19 protein-coding genes and 1 tRNA gene are annotated in these 18719 nt (G+C 68.9%); 5 read left to right on the forward strand and 15 right to left on the reverse strand.

Annotated elements, in window-relative coordinates; genetic code table 11:
- Positions 1-15: 15 nt before the first annotated feature.
- The 4 genes from mtnK to AB2L57_RS12345 are packed head-to-tail and all read right to left on the reverse strand — an operon-like array spanning position 16 to position 4968.
- Complete coding sequence (gene mtnK / locus AB2L57_RS12330) at positions 16-1260, reverse strand: S-methyl-5-thioribose kinase (protein WP_292810587.1); 1245 nt, start codon at positions 1258-1260, stop codon at positions 16-18.
- Positions 1257-2315, reverse strand: a complete 1059-nt coding sequence (locus AB2L57_RS12335; protein WP_292810585.1) for an ABC transporter permease — start codon at positions 2313-2315, stop codon at positions 1257-1259. Before AB2L57_RS12335 ends, mtnK begins: the two co-directional genes overlap by 4 nt.
- A complete protein-coding gene (locus tag AB2L57_RS12340) occupies positions 2312-3874 on the reverse strand; it encodes a sugar ABC transporter ATP-binding protein (protein ID WP_409047224.1) in 1563 nt (520 codons plus the stop codon). Before AB2L57_RS12340 ends, AB2L57_RS12335 begins: the two co-directional genes overlap by 4 nt.
- Positions 3871-4968 carry a substrate-binding domain-containing protein gene (locus AB2L57_RS12345; RefSeq protein WP_409047225.1) on the reverse strand — a complete coding sequence of 366 codons (1098 nt, stop codon included), beginning with the start codon at positions 4966-4968 and terminating at the stop codon, positions 3871-3873. The genes AB2L57_RS12340 and AB2L57_RS12345 overlap by 4 nt, the downstream gene beginning before the upstream one ends.
- Positions 4969-5162: 194 nt before the next feature.
- Between AB2L57_RS12345 and AB2L57_RS12350 the strand changes: the two genes are divergently transcribed.
- Positions 5163-5750, forward strand: coding sequence for an acireductone dioxygenase (locus AB2L57_RS12350; RefSeq protein WP_292810578.1), 588 nt, complete (start codon positions 5163-5165; stop codon positions 5748-5750).
- Between the two features lie 47 nt (positions 5751-5797).
- Here AB2L57_RS12350 and AB2L57_RS12355 read toward each other — a convergent pair.
- From AB2L57_RS12355 to AB2L57_RS12385, 7 genes are all read right to left on the reverse strand, one after another.
- Positions 5798-5874, reverse strand: a tRNA-Met gene (locus AB2L57_RS12355).
- A 60-nt stretch (positions 5875-5934) separates the two neighbouring features.
- Positions 5935-6162 (reverse strand): DUF3046 domain-containing protein, encoded by a 228-nt coding sequence (locus AB2L57_RS12360; protein WP_292810576.1) that lies wholly within the window; start codon positions 6160-6162, stop codon positions 5935-5937.
- A 6-nt stretch (positions 6163-6168) separates the two neighbouring features.
- The gene (locus AB2L57_RS12365; RefSeq protein WP_292810574.1) at positions 6169-6477 is read right to left on the reverse strand and encodes a helix-turn-helix domain-containing protein; all 309 of its coding nucleotides are present in this window, start codon (positions 6475-6477) and stop codon (positions 6169-6171) included.
- Between the two features lie 182 nt (positions 6478-6659).
- A complete protein-coding gene (locus AB2L57_RS12370; protein WP_409047226.1) occupies positions 6660-7199 on the reverse strand; it encodes a CinA family protein in 540 nt (179 codons plus the stop codon).
- Positions 7196-7771 carry a CDP-diacylglycerol--glycerol-3-phosphate 3-phosphatidyltransferase gene (gene pgsA / locus AB2L57_RS12375; protein WP_409047227.1) on the reverse strand — a complete coding sequence of 192 codons (576 nt, stop codon included), beginning with the start codon at positions 7769-7771 and terminating at the stop codon, positions 7196-7198. Before pgsA ends, AB2L57_RS12370 begins: the two co-directional genes overlap by 4 nt.
- A complete protein-coding gene (locus tag AB2L57_RS12380; RefSeq protein ID WP_409047228.1) occupies positions 7771-10500 on the reverse strand; it encodes a DNA translocase FtsK 4TM domain-containing protein in 2730 nt (909 codons plus the stop codon). The genes pgsA and AB2L57_RS12380 overlap by 1 nt, the downstream gene beginning before the upstream one ends.
- Before the next feature lie 70 nt (positions 10501-10570).
- Positions 10571-11002 (reverse strand): GNAT family N-acetyltransferase, encoded by a 432-nt coding sequence (locus AB2L57_RS12385; RefSeq protein ID WP_409048623.1) that lies wholly within the window; start codon positions 11000-11002, stop codon positions 10571-10573.
- Between the two features lie 175 nt (positions 11003-11177).
- On the opposite strand from AB2L57_RS12385, the gene AB2L57_RS12390 reads away from it, so the two are divergent.
- The gene (locus AB2L57_RS12390) at positions 11178-12389 is read left to right on the forward strand and encodes an integrase (protein ID WP_409046856.1); all 1212 of its coding nucleotides are present in this window, start codon (positions 11178-11180) and stop codon (positions 12387-12389) included.
- Positions 12390-12423: 34 nt separating this feature from the next.
- Here the strand turns inward: AB2L57_RS12390 and AB2L57_RS12395 are convergent, their stop codons facing one another.
- The 4 genes from AB2L57_RS12395 to thyX form a co-directional block, all read right to left on the reverse strand.
- Positions 12424-14130 (reverse strand): ribonuclease J, encoded by a 1707-nt coding sequence (locus AB2L57_RS12395; protein ID WP_409047229.1) that lies wholly within the window; start codon positions 14128-14130, stop codon positions 12424-12426.
- Between the two features lie 104 nt (positions 14131-14234).
- Complete coding sequence (dapA, locus tag AB2L57_RS12400; protein ID WP_409047230.1) at positions 14235-15212, reverse strand: 4-hydroxy-tetrahydrodipicolinate synthase; 978 nt, start codon at positions 15210-15212, stop codon at positions 14235-14237.
- 127 nt (positions 15213-15339) lie between these two features.
- Positions 15340-16185, reverse strand: a complete 846-nt coding sequence (locus tag AB2L57_RS12405) for a DUF559 domain-containing protein (protein ID WP_409047231.1) — start codon at positions 16183-16185, stop codon at positions 15340-15342.
- Between the two features lie 202 nt (positions 16186-16387).
- On the reverse strand, positions 16388-17134 hold the full coding sequence (thyX, locus tag AB2L57_RS12410; RefSeq protein WP_292810557.1) for an FAD-dependent thymidylate synthase: 747 nt from the start codon (positions 17132-17134) through the stop codon (positions 16388-16390).
- A 103-nt stretch (positions 17135-17237) separates the two neighbouring features.
- On the opposite strand from thyX, the gene AB2L57_RS12415 reads away from it, so the two are divergent.
- The 3 genes from AB2L57_RS12415 (at position 17238) to AB2L57_RS12425 (ending at position 18714) form a co-directional block, all read left to right on the forward strand.
- Positions 17238-17681 (forward strand): thioredoxin family protein, encoded by a 444-nt coding sequence (locus tag AB2L57_RS12415; RefSeq protein WP_292810555.1) that lies wholly within the window; start codon positions 17238-17240, stop codon positions 17679-17681.
- The gene (locus AB2L57_RS12420; RefSeq protein WP_409047232.1) at positions 17674-18192 is read left to right on the forward strand and encodes a DUF4395 domain-containing protein; all 519 of its coding nucleotides are present in this window, start codon (positions 17674-17676) and stop codon (positions 18190-18192) included. Before AB2L57_RS12415 ends, AB2L57_RS12420 begins: the two co-directional genes overlap by 8 nt.
- A gap of 96 nt (positions 18193-18288) precedes the next feature.
- Positions 18289-18714 (forward strand): OsmC family peroxiredoxin, encoded by a 426-nt coding sequence (locus AB2L57_RS12425; RefSeq protein ID WP_292810551.1) that lies wholly within the window; start codon positions 18289-18291, stop codon positions 18712-18714.
- The last annotated feature ends 5 nt before the right edge of the window (positions 18715-18719 follow it).

Here is an 18719-nt window from a genome sequence, read left to right on the forward strand (position 1 = left end):
GTCCGCCGACGCAGATCAGCCGAGGACGATGTCGCCGGTGCGCCGCACGAGGTCCGCGATGTCGACCTCCCCGTGCCGCTGCGTGGCGAGGGCGCGCGCGGCGCGCAGGACCAGGCGTGCCGCGATCTCGCGGACGTCGGGCTCGAGGGTCTGGATGTCGGCGACCTTCGAGAATCCGACGATGCGCCGGATGGCCTTCGCGGCGGCGTAGACCGCGGCATCCGAGCGCACGCGCCGCAGCGTGTCCGCCAGGACGTCGTCGCGATAGACGCGCGCGTCCACGCGGTCTGGCCAACGGCGCATGAACTCGAGCTCGAACGACTCCACGAGTTCGACAGGCAGTCCGAGCAGCCGCTCGGCATCGCCAGTGCGCCCGAGCACCCGCGCGCGCGCTGAGGCGATCACGAGGTTCGCCCAGACGGCACCGAGGTCGAATCCCGTCGGGGCGAAGGTGCCGAACTCCTGGTCGAAGGCGCGCACCGAACCGTGCTCCCCGTCCGCGCCGTCCGCACGCACGAAGACGGAGCCCGTGTGCAGATCGCCGTGCACGAGGCTCTGCGCGTCCTCCTGGAAGCGGACCTTGGCGAGCCCGATCTCGCGCACGAGCGCTCGATCTGCGCGCAGCTCGGCGACGTCGCGATCATTGCCGGGAAGCCAGCCGTTGTGTTCGTGATCGACGTAGGGCTCGCTGAAGACGAGGTCCTCGGTGATCTCGGACAACTCCGGGTTGGTGGCCTCGGCGATCGCCCGGCGGCGGTCGGGCCCCGGCATCCCGAACACGCTCGTCGCGAATCCCGTCGCCCCCACGTAGCGGCCCAGCTGCGCCGCGGCGTAGGGGTGCAGCCGCCCTTCGTTCAGCTCATACCGCCACACCGCGTGGTCGCTCAGGTCTTCGATGCCGATCGTGAACGTCTGCTCATCGAAGCCGTACAGGGCTGGCACGTGCGCGCCATCGACGCTCTGGTGAGCCCCGAGCACGACGGCCTCCCGCTTCGTGCGCGATCGCGTCAGCGGCCAGCTCGTGTCGACGCGGACGTGCGGCAGCGACTGCTTGAGCACAACGCCCGCTCCGTGGGCGTCGGTGACGACGAACACCAGGTTGAGGTTGCCGTCGCCCACCTCGCGCACGTCGGTGATCGCCGCGGGGTCGAGCGGTCCGGCGAGCCCACGGTGCGTGGCGAGATACCCGGGAACGCTCTCGACGGAGAGCTGACGGATGCTGTCGTCCCGCGTGGGTGCGGAGGTCGAAGGTGTCGTCACGTCGTGCTCCCGGCGATGATCGTGGTGGTGCGGCGGCGGAAGGTGAAGCTGAACAGCAGGGCGACCAGCAGCACGACGCCCTTGCCGAAGTCCTGGATGTAGTAAGGCAGTCCCATCATCGAGAATCCCGTCACCATGACGGCGATCAACACCGCGCCGAGTGCCGTGCCCCACGCGTTGGGGCGTCCGATGCCGAGCACCGAAACGCCGACGAGGGCCACGGCGACGGCATCCAGGAGCAGCGAGTTGCCGGCCGAGACATCTCCCTGACCGATTCGCGCGGCCAGCAGCAGACCCGCGATCGACGCGAGGATGCCGCAGCCGATGTAGGCGGCCGCGCGATATGCCCGCACGGGAATACCCGCGAGACGCGCGGCCTCGGGGTTCGAGCCGACCGCGGAGAGAGCCCGCCCCCAGCGGGTGCGGTCCAGAACGAACCACAGCAGCGCCGTCAGAACGAGGAAGAGGATGACGGGCACGGAGACCGGACCGATCGCGCCGCGGTCGAACCAGAGGAAGTCCGGGGTGAACCGCCCCGGCGCGGTCGAACCGTCCGACAGCGTCATCTGCGACGAGATCGACTTGCCGTCGACGATGATGAGCTTGAGCCCGACCACGGCGAACATCATCGCGAGCGTCGCCAGCAGGTCGGGAATGCGGGCGAAGACGATGAGCACGGCGTTCAGAGCGCCGATCACGGCGCCCGAGAGCAGCACGACGATGACGGCGACGCCGCCCACCTGGCCCGCGATGACGAGGGTCCAGGCGGCGATCGACACCGCGAACCCGGCGTTCGCACCCACCGAGAGGTCGAGCCCGCCGACCGTCATCGCGAGTGTGACCCCGAGGCCTGCGATACCGATCGGAGCGATGTATTTCAGCATCCCGAACACATTGTCGACGGTGCGGAAGTTCGGTTCGGTGATCGCGAAGAACGCGATGAGACCGACCGTGACCGCGACGAATCCCCATTTCGCGACGCCGTCGAGCACACGCTCCCCCACCGGGCGCGCAGGCCGACCCGTCACGGACGCCGAAGCGAGGGTGGACATCATACGGACTCCTCCGGGTGGTGCGGATCATCGAGCAGGGCCGCGACGATCGTGGCACGATCGCGCTCCCCGGCGGCGACATCGAGGGTGACGCGTCCGCTCACGAGCACGACGAGACGGTCGGCGACCTCGAGCACCTCGTCCACATCGGAGGTGAGCACGACGACGGCCTTGCCCTCGGAGGCACGCGCTCGCACGGCCGTCCCGATCGTGCGCCTGGCGCCGATGTCGACGCCACGGAAGGGCTCGTCGAGCACGGCGACCTGCGGATCGGTCGCGAGCCAGCGTCCGACGATCACCTTCTGCTGGTTTCCCCCGGACAGATCGTCGACGCGCTCGGCCACCGACGTCGTCACGACGCCGAAGTCCGCCACGACGGCGGCGGCGCGTCGACGCTCCTCCGCGCCACGCAGGACGCCCCACGCCGTGGCGACACGACGCAGCTCGGGCAGGCTCACGGTGTGCGCGATCGACCAGCCGGGCTGGATGCCCTGTCGCTGGCGATCCTCGGGAACGAGCACGATGCCGGCAGCCTGGGCGGCCGCGGGGGTGCGCGGCGCGTAGGGTCGCCCCTCGCGCTCGAGCGTCGCCGTTCCCGCCTCGCGGACACCGCAGAGTATCTCCGCCAGTTCGGTCTTGCCGGCGCCGAGGAGGCCCAGCACTCCGGTCACCTGGCCCGCGTGCACGGTCAGATCCAGTGGGGCGGCGCCGGGGAGCAGCACGGCGCCGCGGACGCTCAGCACCGACTCCCCCGGCGGGAGCGGCGCGACGACGTGCTGCTGGAGTTCTGTGGGAACCCCCAGCATCGCCTCGAGCGCCGCGTGCCAATCGAAGGGCCGCGCAACGTCCAGCGCGGGGCTGCCGTCCCGCAGCACGACGATGCGGTCGGCCAGACGCTCGATCTCGCCGAACCGATGACTGACGAAGAGGATGGCCAGCCCCTCGGCCCGCAGCGCGCGGAGCACGTCGAACAGGCGGTCGGCCTCGGCCGCGGTCAGGGCCGAGGTCGGCTCGTCGAGGATGAGCAGGCGGGGCCGACCGCGCAACGCCCGGGCGAGCACGAGCAGCTGCGCGTCGGAGGTGCCGAGCCGTCCGGCATCGGCCCGGAGGACCTCGTCGCTCCAGGACAGCCCCAGGCGAGACAGCGCGGTGCGCGCCGCGGCCTCCGTGTCCGATCGCCGGAGGACAGGTCGGCCGCTCGCGGCGAGATCGGTCAGGACGGCGTTGTCCGCGACGGACAGTCCCGGCACGATGCCGTCCGAGATCTTCTGGTGCACCGTCTCGATACCCGCGCGACGGGCGACGGTCGGCGAGGAGATGCGCGCGGGCACGCCGCCGACCTCGATGTCGCCGGTGTAGTGGGCGTTCGCCCCCGACACGGTGCCGATCAACGTCGACTTGCCGGCACCGTTCGTCCCCAGGAGCGCCGTGATGGAGCCTGCGTGCAGATCGAGCGAGACATTCTCGAGCACGCGGTTCGTCCCGAAGCGCACGCCGACACCGCGCAGACGGACGACCGGCTGGTCGTCCTTCTGCGCGGTGTGATCGACGGCGGGGCTCACTGCGAGATGGCGGGCAGCCACTCCGCGACGACCACGTCATCGAGCAGGAGGGTGGGCTCCGCCTCGCGCAGCGCAGCGACGTTCTGGATGTCGTTCTCGAGCAGGAAGTCGCGCGTCACGGTCACGGCCGGGAACTGCACCTCGGTCTCATCGAGCTCCCCCGCGAGCGAGAGGGCGAGGGTGCGCACGACCGCCGCACCGATCGCCGCCGGGTCGGTGGCGCTCGTGGCCACCCACGGGCTGTCCTCGGCGATCATGACCTCGATGTCGGCGTTGGAGATGTCGATGCCGTACACCTTGACGGAGTCCTGCAGGTTGTTCTGGATCACCGCCTGCACGACGCCCTTCGCGATCTCGTCGTACGGGGCGAAGATCGCCTGCACCTCCGGGTTCTGCTTCAGCGCGGCATCCACCAGGGGGATGTTGTCGGTCGCCGTGGACTCGGTGACCTCACCGGTGAAGAACAACTCGTTCAGCTCGTGCTCCGTCACGAACTCGTCCCAGACGGCCTTGCGGCGATCCAGCGGAGCAAAGCCCTCGGCGCTGACGAGGCCGACATTCGCACCCTCCCCGACGTCGTCGATCAGCTGGTCGAGCACACCCTGCGCCATCGACGCATCGGACTGCGACGTGACGAGCACACCCTCGGTGTCTTCGAGGGCGAGGTCGTAGACGATGACCGGGATGCCGGCGTCCACCGCCTCATGCACGAGGTGCTCGATCGTGTCCGTCTGGCCGTGGTCGACGATGATCGCGTCGGGAGCCGAGGCGATCGCCTGCTCGAGGTCGGAGGCGTGCTTGGCGTTGTCGTTGCGTGCGTCGTAGACGGTGAGGTCGATGTTCGCCGCCGACGCCTGCGCCTGCGCACCGGCTGTCCACGCGGTGAAGTAGTCACCCGCGCCGGACTGCTGCACGAGGGCGACCTCTACGGGCTCACCGTCGAAGGGTGCGGGCAGGTCTGCGGCGGGAACAGCGCGTGCGTCGGCGTCGTCGTTCGGCGCCGACTGCTGGGCGCATCCGGTGAGGGCCAGCAGGGCGACGGCGCCTGTGGCGGCGAGGGCGAGCCAGCTCTGGCGCGCGGGACGAGAAGACATGGTGATCCTTCGGGTAGCTGTGTCGGCGACGGTGCGGAGCCGAGCCCGGTCGAGTCAACCAGCATGCCCCGCGTCACAGCCAAACGGGCGTTGCGCCGTGTTACGAGTTCAGGACATCTGTTACGGGGTGCCGTGCGCAGGCCATCGGCGCGCGCCAGAATCGGTGGTGTAACCCGTCCTGTAAGGAGACCCCCGTGACGCTGCTGACGGTCTGGAAAGACACCGATCCGACGACACCCGTGCTCGAGACCACCGATGAGCACGAGATCCGCGCTGCCCTGGCCGGGCTCGGCGCGCGCTTCTCCCGGTGGGAGGTGAAGGGCTTCGCCGAAGACGCCGCCCTGGATGACGTGCTCGCGCTCTACGCGGACGAGGTCGAGCAGGTCAAGCGGAGCGAGGGCTACACACTCGTCGACATCGTCGGTCTCAGCCCCGCGCAGGCGAACTACGACGACGTCAAGGGCCCCTCGCGGGAGAAGTTCCTGTCCGAGCATGCGCACGACGACGATGAGGACCGCTTCTTCGCCAAGGGCGCCGGCGTCTTCTACCTGCACGTCGACGGCAAGGTGCACGCACTGTACTGCGAGGCGGGCGACCTCGTCTCAGTGCCTGCCAACACGACGCACTGGTTCGACATGGGCACAGCGCCCGAGTTCACGTCGATCCGCTTTTTCCACGATGACGACGGATGGGTGGGCCATTTCACCGGCAGCCCGATCGCGGAGTCGTTCGCGGGTTTCGACCAGCTCGCCATCCGACGCGCACAGCTCGCCGACGTCTGAGCAGAGACAAGAAAAGGCGCCCCGACCGGGGCGCCTTTTCTTGTCTTTGGTTGCGGGGACAGGATTTGAACCTGCGACCTCTGGGTTATGAGCCCAGCGAGCTACCGAACTGCTCCACCCCGCGGCACAAGAAGTTAGCCTAGCACGGCTTCGGGCGCGTGGCGAATCGGGTGCGACCTCGGCCTCACCGATGTTCGGGTTCGAGGCGGCCGACTCCGTATCGGCGGTCCGGCGGCACGTCGGCTGCCGCGCACAACGCCAGCCACACATCGCGCGGTGGCACGCCCTCGCGGATCGCCTGATCGGCGGTGCGACCGCCGATCTCGGCCAACTGGAGATCAGCGGTCAGCACCGCACCGTACGCATCACCGAACTCGTCGGCGACGGCGCGATCGAACTCGCTCCGACGCATGCCGGGTCAGCGCAGCGACAGCTCGGCGTCGACCGATGCCATCAGGTCGTCAGGCACCACATCGGGGAAGGTGTGGATCCCCTCGAGCACGGAGATGCGATCGCCGACCTCGCGCATGATCGTCGAGATGGGTACATCCAGCGCCTCGGCGACCGACGCGAGGATCTCGCTCGATGCTTCCTTCTGTCCGCGCTCCACCTCACTGAGGTACCCGAGCGCGACGCTTGCCTTGCCCGCAACCTGCCGGAGGGTCTGGCCCTTCTGCAGTCGGAAGTCTCGCAGAACGTCACCGATCTCTTGACGAACCAGGATCATGATGGCCCCCTCCTCACTGTCCTCGCGCATCTCTTCGGGTGTTCGAGAGTACAACACCGGATGGTGCCAATCTAACGGTCCCCGCTGTGGGATGGCTCGGAATCACCGAATGTAACGGAGGTGAAACACGCGGTATTCCGACCGGACATACCGGCGCGTCGTGCGTGCCCGCGGTGGGCGGCTCAGAGGGCGTCGAAGACCGCTCGGAGGGCCCTGCGCACCGTCTCGCGGCGGATGGCGATCCGGTCACCCTCCAGGAGGAGCGGGAGAGCCCGCGTGCCCACCGGAGTCGACACCCCGATGAAGACCGTGCCCACCGGCTGTCCGTCGGCGGGATCGGGCCCGGCGACTCCGGTCGTCGACACGCCGACCTCGGCGGGGCGCCCTGCGATCGCCGCCGCCTCCCGCACCCCGCGTGCCATCTGTCGCGCGACCTCGGCGTGCACGGCCCCATGCTGAGCGAGAAGCCCCGCATCCACCCCCAGCAGGGACTGTTTGAGCGCCGTCGAGTACGCCACCACTCCCCCGCGCACGACGGCGGAGGCCCCGGGGAGCGCGATGAGCTCGGCACACAGCAGTCCGCCGGTGAGCGACTCGGCGCAGGCGATGCTCCATCCGAGTCGGCCGAGGCGATCGAGCACGCGCTCGGCATCGGGCCGTCTGTCGCGGGCGACCGTGCTCTCGAGCTCGTCCGGCAGATCGGGGTGGGCGCCGTCGCTCATGCGCGGCGCTCGCGACCCCGTCTCGCGCCGCGCACCTCCGTGACCACGTAGTCGATCCCGCTCGCCACCGTGAGGATCACCGCGGCCCACATCGTGACGATGTTCAGCCACACGACCCAGCCGCCCACGATCTCCGAGAGCGGGAGCAGGGCGAGCGAGAGCGCCACCGCCTGCGCGATCGTCTTGAGCTTGCCCATCCACGCCGCGGCGACCACGTGATCGCTCGCGACGACGAGTCGGTGGACGGTGATTCCGATCTCGCGCACGAGCACGAGGATCGTCACCCACCACGGCAGCTCGGCGAGGATGGACAGTCCGATGAACGCGAAGCCGGTCAGAACCTTGTCGGCGATCGGATCCAGCAGCTTGCCGAGGTCCGTGACGATCTTGTATCGCCGGGCGATGTAGCCATCGACTCCGTCTGTCGCGATGGCGACGATGAAGAGGATCGCCGCCGCCCAGCGCATCCCGCCGTCCGCGCCGCCATCGGCCAGCAGAAGCCAGAGGAACACGGGCGCGCAGAGGATGCGCGCGATCGTGATGGCATTGGGCAGCTGCCGGGGAACGGTCATCAGTCGCGTCCCGTCAGACCCCAGGCGTCTTCGTCGCCTTCGCTCTCGACCACCGGCATGCCGTCGAACTGGGCGTCGACCGCGTCGGCCCCGTAGGGATCACCGGATGCCGGCGACCCACCCTCGACCGCGACGTCCTCGCCGCGCAGCCGCGCGAGCACGGCGGGCAGCTGCTCGGCCGTGACCAGGACGTCGCGAGCTTTGGAACCCTCCGACGGCCCGACGATCTCGCGCGACTCGAGCAGGTCCATCAAGCGCCCCGCCTTGGCGAATCCGACTCGGAGTTTGCGCTGAAGCATCGATGTCGACCCGAACTGCGTCGAGACGACCTGCTCCGCGGCGGCGAGAAGCAGTTCGAGGTCGTCACCGATGTCGGCATCCACCTGCTTCTTCTCAGCAGCGGCCGCCACATCGGCACGGTACTCGGGCTGCGCCTGCCGTGTGACGTGCTTGACGACGGTCTCGATCTCGTCCTCGCTGACCCACGCGCCCTGCACGCGCAGTGCCTTGGACGCGCCCATCGGGAGGAAGAGCCCGTCACCCTGCCCGATGAGGCGGTCGGCGCCCGGCTGATCGAGGATCACGCGGGAGTCGGTCACGCTCGTGACGGCGAAGGCGAGGCGCGAGGGCACGTTGGCCTTGATCAGACCCGTCACGACGTCGACGCTCGGTCGCTGGGTCGCGAGCACGAGGTGGATGCCGGAGGCGCGGGCGAGCTGGGTGATGCGAACGATCGAGTCCTCGACGTCGCGGGGTGCGACCATCATCAGGTCGGCGAGCTCGTCGACGACGACGAGCAGGTACGGGTACGGCTTGAGGACCCGCTCGCTGCCGGCGGGCAGGACGATCTCGCCGGCGACCACTGCCTTGTTGAAATCGTCGATGTGGCGGAATCCGAACGACGCGAGGTCGTCGTACCGCATGTCCATCTCCTTGACCACCCACTGCAGCGCCTCTGCCGCCTTCTTGGGATTGGTGATGATGGGTGTGATCAGGTGCGGCACCCCCGCATACGAGGTCAGTTCGACCCGCTTGGGGTCGATCAGCACCATGCGCACATCGGCCGGCTTCGCCCGCATCAGCAGGCTCGTGATCATCGAGTTCACGAAGCTGGATTTTCCGGATCCCGTGGACCCGGCCACGAGCAGGTGCGGCATCTTGGCGAGGTTGGCGACGACGAAGCCGCCGCCGACATCCTTGCCGACGCCGATCGTCATCGGATGCGTCGACTGCTGCGCCGCGGAGGAGCGCAGCACGTCGCCGAGCGTGACGATCTCGCGGTCGGTGTTGGGGATCTCGACGCCGATGGCACTCTTGCCCGGGATGGGCGCGAGGATGCGCACCTCGTTGGAGGCCACCGCGTAGGCGATGTTGTTGGTCAGCGCGGTGATGCGCTCGACCTTGACGCCCGGTCCGAGGGAGATCTCGTACTGCGTCACCGTCGGCCCGCGGGAGAACCCGGTGACCTTCGCGTCGACCGAGAACTGCTGCAGGACCTCGGTGATGGCGCGGACGACCTCGTCGTTCGCGGCCGATCGCTCCTTGTGCGGCGTGCCCTGTGCGAGGGCGGTGACGGCCGGCAGCCGATAGGGCGCGACGGGGCCCGAGGCGGCGTGCGCGCCGTCGGTCCCGAGCCCGGAGAGCCCCGGAAGGGTGGCGTCCTCGGCGTCGTCGCCGTCTTCGTGGATCGAGGTGTCGGCGCGACGCGCCGACGCTGCGGCCCGCTCGGCCCCGGTGATCACCGACGGGTCGATCACCTCGGTGAGCGCATCGGGCGCGAATGCGGGAGCGGGGGGCCGGGGCGGGGTGGCGGGGGCCGGCGGCGCGGTGGCGATGGCCTGATCGAACCCGCCACGCGCGGTTCCGGGGGTCAGGAGCTCCGTGAGGTCCTGCGATCCGATGCCGTCATCGGGGTCTTCTTCGCGCCCGGACTTGTTGCGCCGCCACCACGGCAGCGTCGGCTCATCGCCCGCACCTTCGGATGCCTCCGCGGTTCTGTCGCGCGGCTCGGGACGCTCGGGACGCTCGGTGCCGAACATCCACGCGTACAGGTCGCCGAGACGCTGACCGATCCGATTCGGCGGGGTCTTGGTGATGATCAGGATGCTGAGCACGGCCAGCAGCACGAGCACGATCCACGCCCCGACCGGGGTGAGCGCGAGGGTCAGCGGCTCCGCGACCATCCAGCCGAACAGCCCACCGGAGGCGCTGAGGACGGGCAGCCCGTCGCTCGGGACGGGTCGCTGCCCCGCAAGATGACAGAATCCCGCACCGGTGAGCACCAGCATCCCGAATCCGATGCCGATGCGACCGTTGTCGTGGACGCTCGAGGGATGCCGGAAGAGCCAGCCCGCCAGCAGTAGGACGAGGACGGGCAGGACGAACGCGAGCCTGCCGAGCATGCCGCCGACCGTGTAGTCGCTGATGGTGCGGGCGACGTCGTTGCCGATGAAGAACCACTCCACGACCGCGCCGAGAACTGCCAGCAGGACCAGGAGGAAGGGAAGCCCGTCGCGGCGCTGGTCGCGCTCGAGCGTCTCGGGCCCGAAGGCGCGGAACAGACCGCCGACACCGTGGGCGAGCCCCATCCAGGCGCGCGCGATCGCGGGCGGCCTGTGCTCGTCGTCTCCGACGTACTTCTTGGGCACAGGGGCGGGTTTACGGGCGCGCGAGGAGGACGCCCGCGCGGGCGCCTTCGAGCTCTTGGTCGGACTGGTGCTCCTGGCCATGCCTTTACGGTACGTCCCACCGGCGACATTCGCCCGCAGCGACGCGGGGCCCGCCCCGCTCGGAGGCGGATCAGCGCAACAGCTTGACCATGATGTCCCGCCCGTAGTCCGCCCGGACGACGGCGAATCCCTCGCTGCGGTAGAGGGACACCGCGAAGTTGCCGCGCTCGACGCTCAGACTCATCCGCGCGAATCCCGCGGACCGGGCCGAACCCGCCAGGCGTTGCAGGAGGGCCCTGCCCACCCCGTGCGCCCGCCAGATCGGGCGGACGCCGATGATCAGCTCGGGAACCGCGGTGCCCACGTAGGCGAATCCGGGATCGGTGCGCGGGAACATCCGATACCAGGCCGCACCGACGGGCGTGTCGTTGCCATCGAGCGCGACGTATCCGGCGTCGCCGGGGCGCATCCAGCCCGAGACGTAGCGGAGGTGCTCGGGAGCGCTGAGGATCTCGTGCCGCGGCCGCACAGCGCCGCTCCAGTTCGCGGCCTCGACCACCATGTCGGCGAGGAAGCTGCCATCGGCCTGCTCGGCCGGACGCACACGAAAGGGGGGCACGCACGGATTCTAGCCATGCGCACCCCCTCGCGATCAGGCCTCGACGAGACTCAGCTAAAAGGTCCGGGAAGGGCTGCGCGTGCCTCACGTAGGAATGTCCGCGTAGTTCCCTGGGGTGATGAGCAGGGAGTTGTCGATGGCGGCGCGCCGTGAGATCACGAAGAAGTTCGCCCGCGAGTATGCGAAAGCAGGCAAGGAAGAGAAGGGCCGGCTGCTGGACGAGCTTGTGCACGCGACAGGCTGGACGCGTGATCACGCGCGCCGCGCGATCCGTGCCGCGAACGCACGCAAAGGTGCCGCGCGCGATCAGCAGCGTAAGCCGCGTGAGCGGAAGTACTCCTACGATGCGCTCGTGGTGCTGCAAGAAGTCTGGCGGCTGTCCGGGCAGCCGTCGGGAAAGTACTTCGCGGCGATCATGGACGACACCCTCGAACGCCTCGTCCGCTTCCGTGAGCTCGGCAAGGTCGAGCAGCGGGTCACACCGGAGGTGCTGGACGAGTTGCGATCGATGAGCGCCGCGACGATCGACCGGTACCTGAAACCGCACAAGGACGCCGCCTACCCGGTCGCGGTCTCGGGCACGAAGCCGTCCCACATCCTGCGCTCTTCGATCCCGACGCGCACCAGCATGGACGCCCCGCTGACCGTCCCGGGGTTCCTGGAGCTGGACACCGTCGCGCACTGCGGCCACTCCCTCAAAGGCGAGTTCCTGCGCACCCTGACCGGCACCGACCCGGTCGCGGGGTGGACGATGCTGCGCACGATCCGCAACAACGCCTACGTGCACGTGCACGGCGCCCTGGAATGGATGGTGAAGAACGCGCCCGTCCCGGTCGCCGGGCTCGACTTCGACAACGGATCCGAGTTCATGAACTGGGGCGTGATCGCCTGGGCGGACAAGAAGGAGATCCCCGTCACCCGGGGGCGTCCCTACAAGCACAACGACAACGCGCACGTCGAGCAACGCAACGGCGACTGGGTCCGCAAACACGCGTTCCGCTACCGCTACGAGACCGAGGCGGAGATGACCCTGCTCAACGAGCTCTGGGATTTCGTGATGGCCCGCAAGAACCATCTGCTGCCCTGCGTGAAAGCGATCGACTGGACCCACACCGCAGCCGGCCGGAAGAAGCGCGTCTACGACAAGCCACGTACCCCCTACCAGCGGTTGCTCGACGCCGGTGTGCTCGACGAGAAGACCCGCGCCCGACTGGAGCGCGAGCATGCGAAGCTGAACCCGGCACGGATCACCCGACGGATCAACCAGATCCAGCAACAACTCATCGAACTCGCCGCCGCCCGCACCCAGGGCACCCGCCCCGCCGCCTGAGCTACGCGGACATTTCACGTGAGGCAAGCATCACTCACTCCCGGACATCTTGACGTGAGGCAAGACGGGCCTCGATGACCAACGGGACGATCATCGGGCGCCGCCGCAGCGACTGGTTGACCCAGCGTCCGATCGTGCGACGCACGACCTGCGACAGCGCGTGCGAATCGCGCACGCCCGACTGGGCCGCTTCGGCGAGCGCCGCGGCGATCTTCGGCTTGACGGCGTCGAAGACGGCGTCCTGCTCGGCGAAGCCGCGTGCGTGGATCTCGGGGCCGGAAATGACCCGCCCGGTCGCCGCGTCGACGACGACGATCACCGAGATGAATCCCTCCTCACCGAGAATCCGGCGGTCTTTGAGGTCGGCATCCGTGATCTCGCCGACGGTGGAACCGTCGACGTAGACGAACCCGATGTCGAGCTGCCCGACGACCGAGGCCGTTCCTGCGCGCAGGTCGATGATCGTCCCGTTCTCGGCGAGGATCGTCCGCTCCACCGGCACACCGCTGGACTGCGCGATCTTCGCATTCGCGGTCAGGTGGCGGTACTCGCCGTGGATGGGCAGCACGTTGCGCGGTTGGAGAATGTTGTAGCAGTACAGCAGCTCTCCCGCCGCCGCGTGCCCCGACACGTGCACCTTCGCATTGCCCTTGTGCACGACGTTGGCGCCGAGCTTGGTGAGGCCGTCGATCACGCGGTACACGGCGTTCTCGTTGCCCGGGATGAGGCTCGACGCGAGAATCACCGTGTCACCCGGGCCGGGCTCGATCTCGTGGTCGAGATTGGCCATTCGACTGAGCACCGCCATCGGCTCGCCCTGCGAACCGGTCGACATGTAGACGATCCTGTCATCGGGCAGGTCGCGGGCCTTCTTGTAATCGATGAGCACGCCGTCGGGAACGTTGAGATACCCGAGATCGGAGGCGATCGTCATGTTGCGCACCATGCTGCGCCCGAGGAACGCGACGCGACGTCCGTGCGCGGCCGCGGCGTCCAGCACCTGCTGCACGCGGTGGACGTGGCTGGAGAAGCTCGCCACGACGACGCGGCGGGGCGCCTTGCCGATCACCTGGTCGAGCACGGGGCCGATCGAACTCTCGAGCGGCGTGAAACCCGGCACGTCGGCGTTCGTCGAATCCACGAGGAAGAGGTCGACACCCTCTTCGCCCAGTCGGGCGAACGCCCGCAGGTCGGTCAGTCGACCGTCGAGGGGCAGCTGATCCATCTTGAAGTCGCCCGTCGCGAGCACAAGACCGGCGGGGGTGCGGATCGCCACCGCGAGCGCATCGGGAATCGAGTGGTTGACCGCGATGAACTCGAGGTCGAAGGGGCCGACCTTCTCCTCCTGGCCCTCGATGACAGAGAGCGTGTACGGCTTGATGCGATGCTCCTTGAGCTTCGCCTCGACGAGCGCGAGCGTGAGCCCCGACCCGATCAGTGGGATGTCGCGCTTGAGCTTGAGCAGGTAGGGCACGGCCCCGATGTGGTCCTCGTGCCCGTGCGTGAGGACGACGCCGACGATGTCGTCCAGGCGTTTCCGGATCGGCTCGAAGTCGGGCAGGATCAGGTCGACGCCCGGTTGGTGCTCCTCGGGGAACAGCACGCCGCAGTCGACGATGAGCAGCTTGCCCTCGTACTCGAAGACCGTCATGTTGCGACCGACTTCGCCGAGACCGCCGAGCGGTGTGACGCGGAGCGTGCCCTGGGGCAGCGCGGGCGCGTCGAAGACAGGGGTGGCCATAGGGTGCCTCCTCGGGATGCCGTCGTGCGGCATCCCCTCGTGTTTTGTTGTGTTGTGCGAGCCGATGTGCGGCCCGCGATTGGCTGGGGGCGGACGCCGGGGCGTCAGCGGGTGGTGCCGTGGACCTTGGGCAGGGCGCCGCCCGCGGCGGCGTTGCGATCGGGGCGGAAGTTCTTGAAGTCGACCCCGGGAACCTCGCCGACGAGCGCGAGCTCGTCTTCGATCATCGCGGCCTCCCACTCCTCGGGGCCCACGAGCGGCAGGCGCACGCGCGGGCTGCCGATGCGGCCGAGTCCGTGCAGGATGTACTTGGCCGCGACGGTGCCGGGAACATGCGTCATGACGGCGCGGACGAGGGGTTCGAGCTTCTTGTGCGCCGCCGTCGCGATGGCCAGGTCACCCGCGTTCACGGCGTCGACGATCGTGCGGTACGGGGCAGCGGCGATGTTGGCCGTCACGCCGATCAGGCCCGAGGCGCCGATCGAGAGGTGCGGGAGCACGTTGGCGTCGTCGCCCGAGAAATACAGCAGATCGGTCTGGTTGAGCACGCGGCTGACCTCGCTGAAATCGCCCTTCGCGTCCTTGACGGCGAGGACGTTCGGGTGCTTGGCGATCCGCAGAATGGTCTCGTAGTTGATCGGCACACCCGTGCGGCCGGGGATGTCGTAGAGGATGACCGGCAGATCGGTCGCGTCGGCGACGAGCCGGAAATGCGTGAGGATGCCCGCCTGCGTGGGCTTGTTGTAGTACGGGGTCACGATCATGATCCCGTCGGCTCCGGCCTTCTCGCTGGCCTTGTACAGCTCGATCGCGTGTGCCGTCTCGTTGGAGCCGCCGCCGGTGATGATCTTCGCGCGTCCCGCGGCGACGTCCTTGCCGACTTCGACCAGCCGGAGCTTCTCGGGGTCTGTCAGCGTGCTCGTCTCACCCGTCGTGCCGGTGACGACGATGCCGTCGGCACCCGCCTGGATGCACGAGTCGATGTGCTTCTCCGTGGCGGGCCAGTCCACTTCGCCGTCGGCCGTCATGGGGGTGACGAGCGCGACCAGCACCTGACCGAACGGATTGGCGGTGTGCGTCATGCTCCTAGGCTATCGGGCCCTCTGCCCCTGCACAGATCCCGCCACCCCCATCGCCAGAGCAGTGTCGGCCGCTCATCTGCACGACCCGTGGTTCAGGAGCGCACTCGTGCGGCGCGTGTCATCATTCTCAGGTCGAGCGTCGTGCATTCAGTACCCGCAGCCGGGCCAGGACGGCGGAGCGAACACGTTCCCAGTCATGCACGACGAGGGCATAGTCGAATCGGAGCGTTTCGTACCCGAGGGCCGCGGCGACGGCGTCACGCACAAGATCCTTGTGCCGCATCGACGGACCGTCGTGATTCTCGCGTCCGTCCACCTCGATGATCAGACGGCCGCCGACGACGAAGTCCACGATGCCGACGCCGGCGATCACGACCTGGCACTCGAGCGCGATACCGAGCAGGTGCAGGCGCAGGCGCAGGCGCGACTCCAACCCGCTGTCCGCGTCGGGGCGGGCGATGTCGACGAGCCATCGTCGTGCCGCCGGCAGCCGGTTGCGCACCTCGACGCGGTCGGCCCGCGTGAGAAGTCCCTTCCGCCACGCCGATTCGAAGGCCGCGAAGAAGGCTTCGGACCCGAGACAGTCGACGACCTGGACGAGCGCGTGCACGACCGAGACGATCCCGAATGCGGAGCGCCCGGCATCGCGGTGAGTGATGCATTCACAGCTCTCGTGTGGGTGCGCGCGACCGTTCGCTCCGACCCAGACATGACATCGCTCGTCGGGATCCAGCATCCACACGCCGTGGCGACGCAGCGCCGCAGCGCAAGCCAATTCGCCGCCGTGGAGCGCCGCCTCGCCGATCTCAGGCATGATGCCGACGCTGTAGACACCGTTGCGGACCCGTGAGATCGTCCCGACATCCACGGCATGCGCGAGGTGGTGACGTGTGACGTTCATCGCGCGCAGCGCCCGGCCACGAACGATGCCTCCTCGATTTCGGATCAGCGCGGCGATGGCAGCGGGTTGCATCTTCGCAGGATGCGTGGTGCCGGCATGCGCGAGGCATCGAAGGCCGGACTTTGGGAACAACGCTCGAGGAACCGGGACTGGGGAGGGAGCGACGCGACGACGTTTGCACAATCCGTGGTGCTGATGTTCACGCACGAGCCGCGTGGGGCGATCTCCGCGCGACTGCCGTGCAGATGTCGCCGATAGGTCCGAGGGCGATCGCCTACGGCGCGACGCGGCCGTTGGCGTTGAACGCGGCGTGGGTGAGCGGCATCAGCTCGGTCCAGGCCTGCTCCATCTTCTCCGCGACCATCTCGATCTCACGCTGCGGGAACGACGGGAAGTGCGTGCCCTCGCGCTTGGTGCGCAGCGACAGGAAGTTCATCAGCGCCCGCGCGTTCATCGTGACGTACATCGAGGAGTAGATGTTCAGCGGAAGCACGATACGCGCCACTTCACGGGCGATACCGGCCGCCAGCATCCCCTGATACGCCTCGAAGGCCTGCACGGATGCTGCCCGCGTGGCCTCGTCGACGAGGGCGGTCTGCTCGGGGGTCCCCTCGAGGAACTCGTAGGCCCCGGGCTTGCCGACCTGCACGAGTCGGCGCTCCGGCGCGGGGACGTAGAACACGGGACGAAGCTCGCGGTAACGGCCGGACTCCTCGTTGTAGGAGGCGATGCGATGCCGCATGAACTCTCGGAAGACGAAGATCGGCGCCTGCACGTAGAACGTCATGGCGTTGTGCTCGAAGGGCGAGCCGTGACGGTCGCGCATCAGGTAGTTGATGAGTCCGCGGTCGCGCGCCGACGCCTCCGCCCCGGAGGCCGCGGCGTCCAGCGTCTGCTCCCCCATGGTCGACACCCGCGCGGCGAAGAGCACGTCGGCGTCGGCGGCGGTGGAGCGGACGAGCTCGACGGTGACGTCGGAGCGGAACTCGATCGGGGGCGGCGTCTGTGCGGCATCGGTCACGCGCCCCAGACTACCCGCGCGTGACCGCCCCGACCGCCCCCCATCCGCGTCGTGCGAAGACGCACGGCGCCCACCACCGCACAGCGGGATATCCTGGGATGCTGTGACACTCGTCGAAGCTCTCATCGGACTCGCTGCGCTCCTCGCGGCGACGGTCCTCCTCGGCGTTCTGGTGCGCTGGCGCCAGGGCAAGCCGTCCCATCACGTCGCGCACGAGGTGGTCGAGCCCGCGCGTCTCGGCGCCGACGGGCTCGGCGAAACCGCGACCCTGCTGCAGTTCAGCACCGAGTTGTGCGCCAAGTGCCCGGGAGTGCACCGGCTGCTGACGTCGGTGGCCGACGGACACGAGGGTGTCCGTCACCTGGACGTCGATCTGACGCACCGCCCCGACATCGCCAAGCACTTCCACGTCCTGCAGACGCCGACGACGCTCATCCTCGACAAGGACGGCGTCGTGCAGACGCGCTTCGGGGGCGTCCCCCGCCGCGACGTCATCGAGCTCGAGCTCGCCCGCGTCACCGGCGAGATGGAGCCCGAGCGTGTCTGATCCCGTCACGAAGGATGCCGCGGGCATCGACCCGCGCGGCCCCCGGTTCGCCGCGGGGATCACGGCCCTCCTGCTCCTGGTCGCGGTCCTGCTCGGGCTGACCGGGCTGTCGACGGCGGGTGTCGCCGACGCGACGCTCGCCCAGCGCGCGCTCGACCCCGCCTTCCTCCTGGTGCTGGCGATCGCGCTGCTGTTCCTGTGGGGGGTGCTCTCACCGCGCACCGCACCGTGGGGTGTTCTCTATCGGCGGCTGATCCGCCCCCGGCTGGCCCCGCCCAGCGAACTCGAGGACCCCCGTCCGCCCCGCTTCGCGCAGGGCGTCGGCCTCTTCGTCACCGCGCTCGGTCTGATCCTGCACCTGCTCGGAGTGCCCTGGGCGCTGCCCGCCGCCGCCGCCGCGGCCTTCATCGCGGCCTTTCTCAACTCCGTGTTCGCCTACTGCCTCGGATGCCAGATGTACCTGCTCCTGCAGCGGGCAGGCGTCCTCGGGCGCGAGCGCCCGGCCGTCTGAGGCCGCGCACCGCGGGCGCATCCGAAATCGACGGCCCGGCACCCGGCGTGCGTCGATAGGCTGGCCAACGACATCCAGCCACGACGGAGGTTCTCCATGAGCGTCACCAGCGAAGCCAGCACCGCCTGGAAGGGCAGCCTGACCGAGGGATCGGGCACGGTCGCCCTCAACAGCTCGAAGATCGGCACCTTCGACGTCAACTGGAAGGCCCGCTCCGAGGGCTCCAGTTCGACGACGACCCCCGAAGAGCTCATCGCCGCCGCGCACTCGTCCTGCTTCTCGATGGCGCTCTCGCATGCCCTCACGGGCAACGGCACTCCGCCCGAGAGCATCGACACGACAGCATCCGTCACCTTCGTGCCGGGCACAGGCATCACGGGCAGTCACCTCAACGTCAACGCCGTGGTCCCGGGTCTCTCGGCCGAAGACTTCGCGCGCCTCGCCGACGAGGCGAAGTCGGGCTGCCCCGTCTCGCAGGCGCTCGCCGGAATCGAGATCACCCTCGAAGCCACCCTCGCCTGAACGGC

The sequence above is a fragment of the Microbacterium sp. HA-8 genome (assembly GCF_046111165.1).
GTDB lineage: Bacteria > Actinomycetota > Actinomycetes > Actinomycetales > Microbacteriaceae > Microbacterium.

What these genes read in the sequence shown, in the direction of transcription:
- AB2L57_RS12335 (WP_292810585.1), bottom strand. Translation starts at nt 2,315, where the DNA reads ATGATGTCCACCCTCGCTTCGGCGTCCGTGACGGGTCGGCCTGCGCGC.
- AB2L57_RS12345 (WP_409047225.1), bottom strand. Translation starts at nt 4,968, where the DNA reads ATGTCTTCTCGTCCCGCGCGCCAGAGCTGGCTCGCCCTCGCCGCCACA.
- AB2L57_RS12360 (WP_292810576.1), bottom strand. Translation starts at nt 6,162, where the DNA reads ATGCGTCGGAGCGAGTTCGATCGCGCCGTCGCCGACGAGTTCGGTGAT.
- AB2L57_RS12365 (WP_292810574.1), bottom strand. Translation starts at nt 6,477, where the DNA reads ATGATCCTGGTTCGTCAAGAGATCGGTGACGTTCTGCGAGACTTCCGA.
- AB2L57_RS12370 (WP_409047226.1), bottom strand. Translation starts at nt 7,199, where the DNA reads ATGAGCGACGGCGCCCACCCCGATCTGCCGGACGAGCTCGAGAGCACG.
- pgsA (WP_409047227.1), bottom strand. Translation starts at nt 7,771, where the DNA reads ATGACCGTTCCCCGGCAGCTGCCCAATGCCATCACGATCGCGCGCATC.
- AB2L57_RS12380 (WP_409047228.1), bottom strand. Translation starts at nt 10,500, where the DNA reads ATGGCCAGGAGCACCAGTCCGACCAAGAGCTCGAAGGCGCCCGCGCGG.
- AB2L57_RS12385 (WP_409048623.1), bottom strand. Translation starts at nt 11,002, where the DNA reads ATGGTGGTCGAGGCCGCGAACTGGAGCGGCGCTGTGCGGCCGCGGCAC.
- AB2L57_RS12390 (WP_409046856.1), top strand. Translation starts at nt 11,178, where the DNA reads ATGAGCAGGGAGTTGTCGATGGCGGCGCGCCGTGAGATCACGAAGAAG.
- AB2L57_RS12395 (WP_409047229.1), bottom strand. Translation starts at nt 14,130, where the DNA reads ATGGCCACCCCTGTCTTCGACGCGCCCGCGCTGCCCCAGGGCACGCTC.
- dapA (WP_409047230.1), bottom strand. Translation starts at nt 15,212, where the DNA reads ATGACGCACACCGCCAATCCGTTCGGTCAGGTGCTGGTCGCGCTCGTC.
- AB2L57_RS12405 (WP_409047231.1), bottom strand. Translation starts at nt 16,185, where the DNA reads ATGCAACCCGCTGCCATCGCCGCGCTGATCCGAAATCGAGGAGGCATC.
- AB2L57_RS12425 (WP_292810551.1), top strand. Translation starts at nt 18,289, where the DNA reads ATGAGCGTCACCAGCGAAGCCAGCACCGCCTGGAAGGGCAGCCTGACC.